Source organism: Fructilactobacillus sp. YLN 2412 (genome assembly GCF_059488745.1).
Map to the genome: position 1 here is coordinate 1,373,912 of NZ_CM183165.1, position 13,239 is coordinate 1,387,150.

A 13,239-nucleotide genomic window follows, 5' to 3' on the forward strand; every position below is an offset into this window, starting at 1 on the left:
AAAAACTCAAATAACACAATGGTTATTTCTCGGTTGAAATTATATTAAAAATATAATTTTTACAGAAAATAATATTATCTAGTTTTCAAAGAACAAAGTCTGAGAGTAGATACTCTCAAAACTGAGCAAGATTTTGATCGGTGTAAGTTCCGAATTTTTCCTTAGAAAGGAGGTGATCCAGCCGCAGGTTCTCCTACGGCTACCTTGTTACGACTTCACCCTAATCATCTGTCCCACCTTAGGCGGCGGACTCCGTAAAGGTTATCCAACCGACTTTGGGTGTTACAAACTCTCATGGTGTGACGGGCGGTGTGTACAAGACCCGGGAACGTATTCACCGTGGCATGCTGATCCACGATTACTAGCGATTCCAACTTCATGCAGGCGAGTTGCAGCCTGCAATCCGAACTGAGAACGGCTTTAAGAGATTAGCTTGACCTTGCGGTTTCGCAACTCGTTGTACCGTCCATTGTAGCACGTGTGTAGCCCAGGACATAAGGGGCATGATGATTTGACGTCATCCCCACCTTCCTCCGGTTTATCACCGGCAGTCTCTCTAGAGTGCCCAACTTAATGCTGGCAACTAAAGACAAGGGTTGCGCTCGTTGCGGGACTTAACCCAACATCTCACGACACGAGCTGACGACAACCATGCACCACCTGTCATTCTGCCCCCGAAGGGGACACCTAATCTCTTAGGTTAACAGAAGATGTCAAGTCCTGGTAAGGTTCTTCGCGTAGCATCGAATTAAACCACATGCTCCACCGCTTGTGCGGGTCCCCGTCAATTCCTTTGAGTTTCAACCTTGCGGTCGTACTCCCCAGGCGGAATGCTTAATGCGTTAGCTGCGGCACTGAGAGGCGGAAACCTCCCAACACCTAGCATTCATCGTTTACGGCATGGACTACCAGGGTATCTAATCCTGTTTGCTACCCATGCTTTCGAGCCTCAGCGTCAGATGCAGACCAGACAGCCGCCTTCGCCACTGGTGTTCCTTCATATATCTACGCATTTCACCGCTACACATGAAGTTCCACTGTCCTTTTCTGCACTCAAGTTATCCAGTTTCCGATGCACTTCTCCGGTTAAGCCGAAGGCTTTCACATCAGACTTAGAAAACCGCCTGCGCTCGCTTTACGCCCAATAAATCCGGACAACGTTTGCCACCTACGTATTACCGCGGCTGCTGGCACGTAGTTAGCCGTGACTTTCTGGTTAGATACCGTCACACCGTGAGCAGTTGCTCTCACGGCCGTTCTTCTCTAACAACAGAGTTTTACGAGCCGAAACCCTTCTTCACTCACGCGGCGTTGCTCCATCAGACTTTCGTCCATTGTGGAAGATTCCCTACTGCTGCCTCCCGTAGGAGTATGGGCCGTGTCTCAGTCCCATTGTGGCAGATTACCCTCTCAGGTCTGCTACGTATCATTGCCTTGGTGAGCTATTATCTCACCAACTAGCTAATACGCCGCGGGTCCATCCAGAAGCGATAGCATAAAAGCCATCTTTCAAACGAGAACCATGTGGTTCTCGTTGTTATACGGTATTAGCATCTGTTTCCAGGTGTTATCCCCTTCTTCTGGGCAGGTTACCCACGTGTTACTCACCAGTTCGCCACTCGGTCAGATCTATCGTCAAGCTGATGCAAGCACCAGCTATCAGTTAGGAGACCTCGTTCGACTTGCATGTATTAGGCACGCCGCCAACGTTCGTCCTGAGCCAGGATCAAACTCTCATTTTAAAAATGAGAACTTTACTAGCTCTTATTTATTTTATTTCTTAAAGCAAATTGACTTTGCATAATGTTTTAACCTTTAAACTAAGTTTAAAGATTACCTTACACTTTTGTAATCAAAATCTTGTTCAGTTTTCAAAGATCTACTCTTGCACTGCTTCTGCAGTGCATTTACTATCATAGCTCGTTTAAAAATAATTGTCAATGATTTTACTTAATTAATTTTAAAAAACTCAATTACTTAAAGATTAATCCGTAAAAACATTTCATAGTCATTTCCTAACGAACAATTATTAGTATATCTCATTGGTCAAAGAATGTCAAACGTTTTTAACAATTAATTTTAAAAAATTTATTTTCACTCATTAATCATAAAAACTTGCCATCCCTCAAACGACAATTAATAATATACACCCTCCTAAATACCATGTCAACAACTTGGTCAAAAAAAGTCAAATTATTTTTTTCTATCATCACTATATAATTCAATCCCAGAATCTGGATGTTGTTCTAAATATAATTTTGTGAAATCATCAACTGCCTTCTTGTCATGCGTATTAATTCCTTCTCTACGCATAGCATCAGACAAATCACGATAAAAAGCATCAAACTTTGGATCATACAATGACGTTAATCCCTTAGAATTAATATTAACCCAATCAATCAAATGAGAAGAATTTTGTAATAAACCTTGTTTTCCTAAATAACCAAATAATTTTTTTAATGCAAATGGAATTAATTCATATAAGCTTGTAGTTTTTTCATTTTCTTCTAATAATAGTAGAAAACGAGAAAACATTACTTCACCAACTACTTCATCATTCCATTGATTAGGTTGTTTATTCAAACCAACAATAGCAATTTCAACAAAACTATCTATAATAGCATCAATCTCACGAATTCGATCCGGATCTAATCTTTTAACATCATTTTCAGAATCAATTGCATCCAACCACTTATCAATCATTGCCCCAACTTGTTGAACTTGTTTTTCTTTATCCATTTTTCTCATCCTTTCATTCCCATTATTATACTATCAAAAACATTCCAGGTATAATGTAAACATAAATTAACACAAGGAGCGTAATAATCATTGGAAAAAATTGCAATCGTAAGTGCCAAACGTACTCCAATCGGTAAAATTAACGGTAATTTAAAAAGTTTATCATCAGTAGACTTAGGGACAATTGCAGCCAAAGCAACTATAACCACAGTTAATCTTGATCCAGGTGCGGTCGACCAAGTTATTTTTGGCAACGTAATTCAAGCAGGTGGTGGTCAAAATATTGCTCGACAAATTGAACTAAATGCAGGTATCCCGGCTACCAGCACTGCTTGTACCATTAATCAAGTATGCGGATCTGGTATGAAAGCTGTTAGAATGGGGCAAACTGCCATTTTAAATGGCGATGCAGAGATTGTTGTTGCCGGTGGAACTGAAAGTATGTCAAATGCTCCCTATTTAAATTCAAAAACTAGAACAGGGCATAAATTTGGTGCCTTTACCATGGAAGACAGTATCGAAACTGATGGTCTCAATGATGCTAAAACAAATGAACCAATGGGTATTACAGCTGAAAATGTCGCAGAAAAATTCAATATTTCTCGCGAAGATCAAGATAGATTTTCATTATTATCACATCAAAAAGCAGCCCAAGCCATCAAAAATGATTACTTAAAAAATGAAATAATCCCCATCACAATTAATGGTAAAAAAGAAACTATTACTTACACTCAAGATGAAACTGTTCGTCCTGATACAAATTTAGAACAGCTTAGTAAATTAAATCCTGCATTTAAAAAAACTGGGACTGTTACAGCTGGTAATGCTGCCAGTTTAAATGACGGTGCATCTGCTCTTGTTTTAATGAAAGAAAGTAAAGCAGAGGAACTAGGGATTAAACCTTTAGCAATTATTGACGAATATGCTGAAGCTGGTTGCAATCCTAATATTATGGGATACGCACCCTACTATGCTGTAAACAAATTATTACAAAAACAAAATAAAACTATTTCAGATTTTGATTTGTTCGAGCTAAATGAAGCTTTTGCTTCTCAAAGTATTGCTGTATCTCGTGATTTGAAAATCCCAGATAATAAGTTAAATATCACTGGGGGAGCAATCGCAATGGGACATCCACTTGGAGACTCTGGCGCTCGGATTTTAATCACACTCATTAATAATTTAAGAAGGACTCAACAAAAAAATGGATTAGCAACATTGTGTATTGGTGGAGGAATGGCCATGGCAATGAGTATCCATTTGAAATAATTATTGTTAGTTGTAAATTTTACCGCAGTTCTTTATAATTGAAATTCGTTAAACCAAACAGTGAGGATGTGTTTTATTATGACTTGTACTTATGTTCGAAAAGCAACTGAAAAAGATTTACCAGCAATCTCAAAAATTATCAATGCAGGAAGAGGTTTCCTAAAAGAACAGGGAATTAACCAATGGCAAGGAACATATCCTTCCCAAGCCGATATAAAAAGAGATATTGATAATGGCATTAGTTATGTACTTGATATCGATGGAAAAGTAGCTGGATCAGCTACCCTTCATCTTGGTATCGATCCTGATTATCTTGAAATGGAAGAAGGAGAATGGAAAAACGGCTCTGAAGCTCATTATTCTGCCATTCATCGTGTTTCTGTATCACATGAATATCGTGGTCAAGGACTTGCATATAAATTAATTAGTGGTTTATTAACCATTTCAGACTTATTAGGATTTAAAGATGTCAGAATTGATACCCATCCTAAAAATGAAGGAATGCAACATATCATCTTAGCTAGTGGATTTACTAGACGAGGTATCATTCGTACCAAAGCTGAAGATGATGACCGTTACGCATATCAAATTGAACTTCAATAGTATAGGAGATTTAAATGGGTAATCAGGCAGTTTTAACAAAATTACTAATTATGGCAGTAGCAGCGTTAGTGATAACTTTGGCATGTATGTTTTGGACCTATCACGAACAACATACCATTTTGTCAAAGCGTTTTATTGCACTGACCATCATGTTCTGCCTAATTCTTATTTTAATTTACTTCTTATAAAAAATACCAAAGCCATTAGCTTTGGTATTTTTTATATTAATATTCTGATTAGTGCCAAAGAAACAATTCCCACTGCCACAATTACCAACAAATTTTTACTAATAACAGCCGCAATAATGGTAGGAATTGAAGCTAACAAATTAGGAACATTAATCGTGGGAAAATGCCCTAGATGTTGTACAAATAATCCATTAAACCATAACGCTGCCATAATCACAATCGGTACAAAACTAAGAAATTGTACAAAGGAACGCGGTAACTCAAATTTCTTTAATAAAACAAATGGAATTACCCTTAATAGCCACGTCACTAACCCGCATCCAACAATAACAAGTAAAATAAATTTAAAAGAAGGCATCTTTTATAAACACTCCAAATCCGCATCCAGCTAAAGTGACAACGATTAATAATAAGTTACTTGGGATGAAAATCAGACCAATATAAGTTAATCCCAAAGTAATCGAGATCACCGCTAGCTGTAATTTAAATTCCATGGTTTTGTCAGCAATTACTTGTAAATATAATAATCCAATAAACATCGCCAAAAAAGCAAAATCCAGTCCAAACTGATTTGGATTAGGGATTAATCCGCCTAAAGCACCACCAACTCCAGATGAAACTACCCAAGTTAAATAGGCAATCAAATTTGCTGAGTTTAACCACTTAAAAGACAACAATCGCCCAGTAACATTTAACTTATTCATACTTAGTGCAAAAGTTTCATCCGTTAATAATGAACCAATAATTATATTTTTTAGCATTGACTCCTTTTTCATATAGGGAGCCACCGTCATCCCCATTAACAGCATACGAGCTGAAAGCAAAAATACAGATAAAATAATCGCAAAAAAGGAACTACCAGCAACCAACATACTAACAATCACAAACTGAGCTGCTCCAGAATAGGTAATCGCTGACATCAAAATAATCATAATCACATTTAAACCAGCAGATTTAGCTACAATTCCAAAAGCTAATCCAACACCAATATATCCGGATAAAGTTGGAATCGTATCTTTGATTCCTGTTTTTGCAGTTAGTTCCCCATTCAAACCAATCACCTTTTCTATTTTGTTATTTTGGTTGCAATACTTGAATGTTTCATCCCATAAAATACATAAATAAGAACTCCGATTAATGCCCAAATTAAAGTCAAAATTTTAGCGTCGTTACTCAACTCTAAGAAAATCACAAAAGAAAATAAGGCAGAAATTGCTGGTAAAATTGGATAAAATGGCATTCTAAATTTGGGCACTGGAATATCTTTTCCCTCTCGAGGACGTAAAGCGTAAATTCCCAATGAAACAAACATAAAAGAAATTAAAGTTCCGGCTGAAACTAGATTTGCTAAAAAAGTAAAGGGCAGCATTGATCCAACTAATACAGCTGCAACTGTTACTAACAGCAAAGCATTTCCTGGAATATGACGTTGATTAACCTTACCTAATTTTTTAGGCAGTAGCCCATCACGGCCAAAGGCATAAATTAAACGCGAACTGGCCATTTGGGTCCCAATTAATGAAGCAAACATCCCCACAATTGCAACTACTGCCAACATATTAGCAGTAATAAAATGACCTGCTTTGCGCAATGCCCAGGCAGAAGGTTCGGCATTACCAGCATAATCAGAATATTTAAACATTCCCACCAGCACTAATGAAACTCCAACAAATAAGACACTTCCAATAATCAGCGTTCCTATAATTCCCCGCGGCATATTTTTACCCGGATCTTTAGTTTCAGCGGTATTAGACGCAATCACATCAAATCCACCGTAAGCTACAAAAACTTGTGCAGTTCCCGCTAAGATACCAGTTAATCCACCAAATGAAGTTCCAGCTTTATGGGCTGGAATAAATGGATGGTAATTAGAATATTTAATCGAAGTAAAACCAACAATAATAAATAGCAACACTACGGCTACTTTTAAAATTACCAAAACATTTTCCAACCGATTAACGCCTTTTAACTTACGACTCAATAATAACCCGACTAAAATAATGGAAAGAGCTGCGAAAATATCAAAAAAACCCCCAGTTTTAGGGTTATATCCTGAGGTAAGCATTGGTGGTAAATGAAACCCAAATTCTCCTAAGAATCCTTGTACATAAGCTGACCAGCCTGAAGCCACAAAGGTAATCGCCAAAAAATATTCTGCAAGCATTAACCAACCAGCAATCCATCCAAATCCTTCTCCAAATAAGACACTAATCCAAGAGAATGCCGAACCAGCGACTGGTAAAGCCGATGCAGCTTCGGCATAAGCTAATGCTGCTAACCCAGCTCCAATAGCTCCCAGTACAAATGATAAGGAAACTGCTGGACCAGCATGTTCAGCCGCTACGATACCTGGTAAAGTAAAAATTGCCGTTCCAACTACCATACCTAAGCCTAATCCTAGCAAATCTTTAGCAGTCATATGCGGAGTTAAATTAGCATCTTTTGCTTCCAAGTTTTGCGGACTTTCTTTTCGGGTAATTCGCTCCCAAATTTTTCCCATTTTTCGCAAACCTCCAACTAAACCTATTTTTTAATCATTTTTTGTTTTTTATTAAATCTTTTTTAAAATTATACTATTAAAAATTTCATAAAGATACATTAACTTTTAAATACGTTATAATTAGGATGAAAGGTGGTAATATGATGGCTGAAACAGTATTTTTTAACCCTGGAAATTCATTAGGAAACTTTCAAGATTATAACGAGGCAGTTCGCAGTGCCAAGATTTATCGCCAAAAACACAACAACCTTGAAGATGCGAGCGTAATTGTTGTAAATGGTAAGAACAATGATTCATTTGACATTTTTTTAAAAGATCATGCTGAAAAAAATAATGATGACAACAAACCTTATATAATTAAAAAACAGATTTAATTTATTTTACTTGGTTTTACGTAAATAATAATGTAAAATAAGTAATATCGTTACACGAACAAATGTTCATGTTTAATAAATAGAAAGGTGTTTTTATGGCCTCAAGTTCTAAAAAAAATGCTAAAGAAGCTCGTCAAGTCGAGCTTGATAAAGCATTAAAACAAATTAAGAAGGAATTTGGTACCGGAGCAATTATGCGCATGGGAGAATCTCCTACTACTAACGTTGAAGCAATCTCAACTGGGATTTTATCATTAGATATCGCGTTAGGGATTGGTGGATTTCCTCGTGGTCGTGTAGTAGAAATTTTCGGTGCTGAATCATCCGGTAAAACAACGATCGCGTTACAAACCGTTGCTGAAATTCAAAAAAACGGTGGGACAGCAGCTTACATTGATGCTGAAAATGCGATGGATCCTGAATATGCCAAAGAATTAGGCGTTGATATCGACGACCTATTACTTTCACAACCAGGAACAGGTGAAGAAGGACTACAAATTGCGGATGCTTTAATCGGATCAGGTGCAATTGACTTAATTGTTGTCGATTCGGTTGCAGCTTTAGTTCCAAAGTCAGAAATCGAAGGAGACATTGGTGACTCTCACGTTGGGTTGCAAGCTCGCCTGATGTCTCAAGCATTACGAAAATTAACTTCCAATATTAACCGTACTAACACAGTAGTTATTTTCATTAATCAACTACGTGAAAAAGTCGGCGTAATGTTTGGTAGTCCAGAAACTACTCCTGGTGGTCGGGCTTTGAAGTTCTATTCAAGTGTTCGTCTACGAGTTAGTGGTGGAAAACAGTCTAAAGAAGGTCAAGAAGTTGTTGGTAAAGAAACCAAGATTAAAGTGGCCAAAAACAAGGTAGCTCCTCCATTTAAAGTAGTTCAAACTTTAATGAGCTTTGGTCATGGGATTGAACCAGTAGCTGACATGGTGAACTTAGCCGTTGAAAAAGATATCGTGAACAAATCAGGATCATGGTATTCATATGGCGAAGAACGTCTTGGTCAAGGACTTAACAAAACAGTAGCCAACTTAAAAGAAAAACCTGAAATGGTTGAAGAAATCACTCATAAAGTTCGAGTTGCTTATGGTATTGAAACCGAAGAACCAGAAAAGCCAACTAAAGATGAGCCTAAGAAAAAAGATACTAAAGAAGAATCTAAACCAGAAGCTGATGCTAAGGTTGAAGATCCAAAATTAGATATCTAATTTAAAATAACCTCTAACTGTTAAAATTACAGTTAGAGGTTATTTTTTACAATTTTATAAAATGATGCTGTTTCACTCGCCAAACTACTATGGCTACAATCACAGCCTTTACAATATCACCCGGAAAAAAGATTAAACAAGACCATAATGCTTTTTCAAGCGAAATGTGAGTAACTAATGATAATCCAATTCCTCCCATCAAATTCATTAATAGCATGCCACCGATTAAGTTGGCAACTATATAACCCATTAATTGATGCTTCCCATCGTTTAGCTGGACTAACGAACCAATCAAATATGTACAAAATGGCCAGCTAACTAAAAAACCAACCGTTGGACCAGCAAAAACAGCCATTCCACCACGAAATCCTGCTAAAAGCGGCATCCCAACTGCTACCAACAATAAAAAGATTATTACACTGATAGTGCCTAACTTTTTTCCCAATAAACAGCCTGCCAGCATGATTCCCATCGTTTGAAATGAGATTGGCACTGGAATTATCGGAACTGTAATGGGTGGTATTAAACCTAAAACAGCAATAATAGCAACCATCATTCCACAATAAGCAATTTCTTTTGTTTTCATTTTATTTTTCTTTCTCCTTTTAAATATATTTCTTAATTATCATTGAGAAGCAATCGTTTGCCAAATGATTTTTAACGAAATCCGATTAGAACAATGTTTTCAAATATACAAAATTGTAATCCTGTCACTTTTGTCATTTAATTGTTATCCTTTTCACCGCTAGGCAATATTGTTTGATACAATAAAGATAATTAAATAGCTGGGGTGCCAATAACGGCTGAGATTATACCCGTTGAACCTGATCTAGGTAATGCTAGCGTAGGTAATAAAGTGACATTCAGTTGTCTAATTACAACAAAAAACTTAGCCGTTTCCTTTTTAGGAGACGGCTTTTTATTTGGAGGAAGCTATTATGCCAAACATTGGAGTAAAAAACTTTTATTTTAAGTTTACATCCAATAAGAAACCAATTTTCAAAGATGTTAATGTTACTTTTCCAAGTAACAAATTGTCGCTTTTAACTGGTCCATCCGGATGTGGTAAATCTACTCTTTTAACTTTAGCGGCTGGATTGAGTGAGAAAGAAAATCAAAAGTGTGAAATTAAAGGGGAAATCATACTAGGATCAACTAATATCAAAAATGTTTCAGCCACAAAACGATCAAAATTAATTAGTATGATGTTTCAAGACCCAAATCAACAATTTGTCATGCAAAAAGTCGAAGAAGAAATCATCTTCGCTCTCGAAAATCTTCAAACACCTTCTCCTGAAATTCAAAAAAGAACTGATGAAGCACTTGCCTTTTGTGAAATTGAAAAATTGCGAAATCGTGAGATCATCACACTTTCAGGGGGTGAAAAACAAAAAGTAGTCCTTGCAACTCTAATTGCAATGAACTCAGATATTATTTTGTTAGATGAGCCATTTGCAAGTATTGATTTGGCTTCCAAACGCGATATCTTAAATAAATTAGTGCAATTAAAACAACAACAACATAAAACTATTGTAATTTCTGATCATGATTTGTCTGGTTATGCTGGGTTAGCAGATGATCTTTTTCAAGTCCATGAAGAACAAATTACAGAATTACCATTATCAGAAATGAACAGTCTCTTGAATAATTCTCATTCACCAAAAATTTCGTTTGCTCTTCCTAAGCAAAATAAGCCAAAAATTATTTCTTTAACAAATTATATTTTAAAAACTCCTGCCACTACACTATTAAATGCATCCAATTTTGCTTTTTATAATGGGTGCACGCTTCTGACAGGAGCAAGTGGAATTGGCAAATCATCCCTTTTTTATTCTATTAGTAAACTTAAAAAGTATCAGGGAATTATCACATTAGATGACAATAATATACAAAAAATTAAAAATAAAAAATATTATAAACAATTAGTGCTCGTGTTTCAAAATGCAGCAGACCAGTTTTTAGCAGTTACCATGCAAGAAGAATTAATGTTGGCACAGAAAAATGCATTAAGTGATTTTTGGACGAACGAAAAAATCAAACAAGCACTAGCTACCCTAAATTTAGATCATAAAATGGATCAGGTTGTTTATAGTTTGAGCGGCGGACAAAAGAAAAAATTACAAATCCTGTTAATGTTAATTAGAGATCCGCTAATTATGCTACTTGATGAACCATTTTCCGGTTTAGATGTTGCATCTATCAAACAAGTACAAAATCTAATTCAAACTAGTTTTCTAAATCGCGGTCATTCTACCATCGTAATTAGTCACCAAATCTATCAGTTTAATGACTTTTTTAATTATCACGTTAATTTCGCCAATCAAGAATTGCAGTATAAGGAGGACCTGGAATGAATCCAGCATTAAAGTTATTATTAGTTTTCATAATTGCATTTGAAATTTCTTTTTTAACCAACATTTGGCTTAATTTATTTTTAATTGCTGCATCCCTAATTTACCTTTTCTGGCACCGAGTTCATTTTAAAACGATTGCTATTTTTAGTCTGATTGCATTTGTCCCAGCCGTGGGAATCTTTCTCTCCCAACTATATTATGGCAGCCACGGACTTTATATGGGGATGGTCCTTTTTACTCGTCTTTATGCCTATGTCTACTTGGGACTAAGCTTTTCATTAACCACCTACATCGTTAGCTTAGCCCAAGCCCTAGAACAAAATTTTCATGTGCCCGCTAAATTTGTCTACGGCGTTCTCGCAGCTATCAATCTAGTCCCCCGTTTAAAATACGAAATTCAGATTATTCGCGCCAATGGAAATATGCGTGGTGAACAATTAAATCCATGGAAACCAACTTTATATTTTAAAGCGCTCTTAGTTGCCTTACAATGGTCAGGAGACCTGTCACAAGCTATGCAATCTCAAGGTTTTGTTGAAAATCAACCACGTACTTTCATTACCAAAGTCGTCATTAGTAAAAAGGACATGCTAATCTTTATTGGAATTCTAATAATTGTCCAGATTTTAGCATTTTCAATTTAAACGAGGTACAACAATGAATTATAAATATCCAGATCAAGAAGCATATCAATTTGTTTGTAAATCTTTGAAAAATCATGGAATTACCATCAGAACCATCTCACAACTTGCCTATAATTTGCAAAAACAATATAGTAACGTTCCTTCACTAACACAAATAGACGAAATTACTAAAACAGTCTTACACAAACGAGAGGTCTTAGATCATGCGTTAGTGGGTTTAGAGCTCGACACTTTAACTAATCAGCATCAATTACAAGAACCATTAGCTAGCATTATTCGTCATGATCTCGGTGTTTTCGGAGTTGATGAAGTTTTAGCGCTTCCAATTGCGACCGTTTATGGAACCATCGGTATGACTAATTTCAATGAAATTGATCTTAATAAACCAGGAATCATCAGAAAATTAGACCATGATTCTCAACATGTTACTACTTTTATTGATGATTTAGTGGGAGCACTAGTGGCAGCAGTATCTGCTAAACTAGCCCATGCTGATTCATAATTCTCTCCAACAAAAAATGACTTCTGAAAAAATCAGAAGTCATTTTTTTAAATTTATTTTTCAATCAAATGAGTTCGTTCTAACAATTTAGCAATTGCCATGGTCAAAACTCCACTAAAGAGAAAAACAGAAATCAAACTAACCACAAACAATGCTGCAATCATGCCAAAACTGAAACCAGCATAATCATGTTTAATTAGTTCCCAACCAAACGTTACCACCGTTGTTGTAATAACTGATAAAGTCATACCAAACCAGTTGTATTTTTTATAGCCAGTAAAAGCAAAACCTAGTTCAGATCCAAATCCTTGAACTAAACCAGAAATTAAAGTAGCTGCTCCCCAAATACCGCCAAGTAGCATTTCTACGACAGCCCCAAAGAATTCAGCTAATAATCCAGATCCAGGAATGCGAATTATCATTAATGCTAATGGTCCACCCATCGTCCAAAAACCAATCAAAATTGCATTGGTAAATGGAGCTAAGCCTAACGGTGTCAATATAGCAGTTAGTGCAGTATAAATTGGATCCATTACCCAAAATACTAACCCACATACAACTCCTATCAAAGTTACCATAATGATGCTTTTTAAATGCCAACTCTCAAGCCATTTTTTCATGTTTTTCTCCTCTAAAAATATAATTTTCCAAAATAAAAAGTACCCAACCATGAGCTGAGTACTTTAGAAAATCAATTTTATAATTGTGAAAAACACAATCGTTAATTATCTAAATTGGATAAGTTTCCTGCGATAGTTTTGACTATATCAGGTTCAATGGGTTTAATCTCAGCTCGTGGCACCCCAACTTAATATTTTTATAGTTCCATTATAACATACTAACAGAAGA

The 13,239-nt window shown here is 36.2% G+C and carries 13 protein-coding genes, 1 rRNA gene and 2 riboswitches; of the genes, 7 read left to right on the forward strand and 7 right to left on the reverse strand.

What is annotated here, in order from left to right:
* Positions 1-165: 165 nt before the first annotated feature.
* Positions 166-1,742 (reverse strand): 16S ribosomal RNA (locus AC0GLR_RS06915).
* Between the two features lie 451 nt (positions 1,743-2,193).
* Positions 2,194-2,739, reverse strand: a complete 546-nt coding sequence (locus AC0GLR_RS06920; protein ID WP_495604716.1) for a hypothetical protein — start codon at positions 2,737-2,739, stop codon at positions 2,194-2,196.
* A gap of 90 nt (positions 2,740-2,829) precedes the next feature.
* Between AC0GLR_RS06920 and AC0GLR_RS06925 the strand changes: the two genes are divergently transcribed.
* Both AC0GLR_RS06925 and AC0GLR_RS06930 read left to right on the forward strand, forming a co-directional pair.
* On the forward strand, positions 2,830-4,008 hold the full coding sequence (locus AC0GLR_RS06925) for a thiolase family protein (RefSeq protein WP_495604717.1): 1,179 nt from the start codon (positions 2,830-2,832) through the stop codon (positions 4,006-4,008).
* Positions 4,009-4,086: 78 nt separating this feature from the next.
* Positions 4,087-4,611: a GNAT family N-acetyltransferase gene (locus tag AC0GLR_RS06930; RefSeq protein WP_495604718.1), complete on the forward strand. Its 525-nt coding sequence runs from the start codon at positions 4,087-4,089 to the stop codon at positions 4,609-4,611.
* A gap of 219 nt (positions 4,612-4,830) precedes the next feature.
* On the opposite strand, the gene AC0GLR_RS06935 is transcribed toward AC0GLR_RS06930, so the two are convergent.
* From AC0GLR_RS06935 to AC0GLR_RS06945, 3 genes are read right to left on the reverse strand one after another with little or no spacing between them, the layout of a single operon-like run.
* Positions 4,831-5,157, reverse strand: coding sequence for an AzlD domain-containing protein (locus AC0GLR_RS06935; RefSeq protein ID WP_495604719.1), 327 nt, complete (start codon positions 5,155-5,157; stop codon positions 4,831-4,833).
* Complete coding sequence (locus tag AC0GLR_RS06940) at positions 5,144-5,851, reverse strand: AzlC family ABC transporter permease (RefSeq protein WP_495604720.1); 708 nt, start codon at positions 5,849-5,851, stop codon at positions 5,144-5,146. Before AC0GLR_RS06940 ends, AC0GLR_RS06935 begins: the two co-directional genes overlap by 14 nt.
* 14 nt (positions 5,852-5,865) lie before the next feature.
* Positions 5,866-7,299, reverse strand: a complete 1,434-nt coding sequence (locus AC0GLR_RS06945; protein WP_495604721.1) for an APC family permease — start codon at positions 7,297-7,299, stop codon at positions 5,866-5,868.
* 143 nt (positions 7,300-7,442) lie between these two features.
* Here AC0GLR_RS06945 and AC0GLR_RS06950 point away from each other — a divergent pair, with 143 nt between their 5' ends.
* Together AC0GLR_RS06950 and recA are read left to right on the forward strand one after the other, a co-directional pair.
* Positions 7,443-7,673: a hypothetical protein gene (locus AC0GLR_RS06950; protein ID WP_495604722.1), complete on the forward strand. Its 231-nt coding sequence runs from the start codon at positions 7,443-7,445 to the stop codon at positions 7,671-7,673.
* A 95-nt stretch (positions 7,674-7,768) separates the two neighbouring features.
* Positions 7,769-8,890, forward strand: coding sequence for a recombinase RecA (recA, locus tag AC0GLR_RS06955; RefSeq protein ID WP_495604723.1), 1,122 nt, complete (start codon positions 7,769-7,771; stop codon positions 8,888-8,890).
* Between the two features lie 46 nt (positions 8,891-8,936).
* On the opposite strand, the gene AC0GLR_RS06960 is transcribed toward recA, so the two are convergent.
* Positions 8,937-9,476 (reverse strand): biotin transporter BioY, encoded by a 540-nt coding sequence (locus AC0GLR_RS06960; RefSeq protein WP_495604724.1) that lies wholly within the window; start codon positions 9,474-9,476, stop codon positions 8,937-8,939.
* Between the two features lie 190 nt (positions 9,477-9,666).
* Positions 9,667-9,758, forward strand: a riboswitch (TPP riboswitch).
* A 70-nt stretch (positions 9,759-9,828) separates the two neighbouring features.
* Here AC0GLR_RS06960 and AC0GLR_RS06965 point away from each other — a divergent pair.
* From AC0GLR_RS06965 to AC0GLR_RS06975, 3 genes are read left to right on the forward strand one after another with little or no spacing between them, the layout of a single operon-like run.
* Entirely contained in the window at positions 9,829-11,244 is a 1,416-nt protein-coding gene (locus AC0GLR_RS06965; protein WP_495604725.1) for an ATP-binding cassette domain-containing protein, read from the forward strand.
* Positions 11,241-11,888, forward strand: a complete 648-nt coding sequence (locus AC0GLR_RS06970) for an energy-coupling factor transporter transmembrane component T family protein (protein WP_495604726.1) — start codon at positions 11,241-11,243, stop codon at positions 11,886-11,888. Before AC0GLR_RS06965 ends, AC0GLR_RS06970 begins: the two co-directional genes overlap by 4 nt.
* Before the next feature lie 13 nt (positions 11,889-11,901).
* On the forward strand, positions 11,902-12,390 hold the full coding sequence (locus AC0GLR_RS06975; protein WP_495604727.1) for a phosphatidylglycerophosphatase A family protein: 489 nt from the start codon (positions 11,902-11,904) through the stop codon (positions 12,388-12,390).
* A 53-nt stretch (positions 12,391-12,443) separates the two neighbouring features.
* Here AC0GLR_RS06975 and AC0GLR_RS06980 read toward each other — a convergent pair whose 3' ends face one another.
* On the reverse strand, positions 12,444-13,010 hold the full coding sequence (locus tag AC0GLR_RS06980) for an ECF transporter S component (protein ID WP_495604728.1): 567 nt from the start codon (positions 13,008-13,010) through the stop codon (positions 12,444-12,446).
* A gap of 107 nt (positions 13,011-13,117) precedes the next feature.
* Positions 13,118-13,206, reverse strand: a riboswitch (TPP riboswitch).
* Positions 13,207-13,239 lie beyond the last annotated feature (33 nt).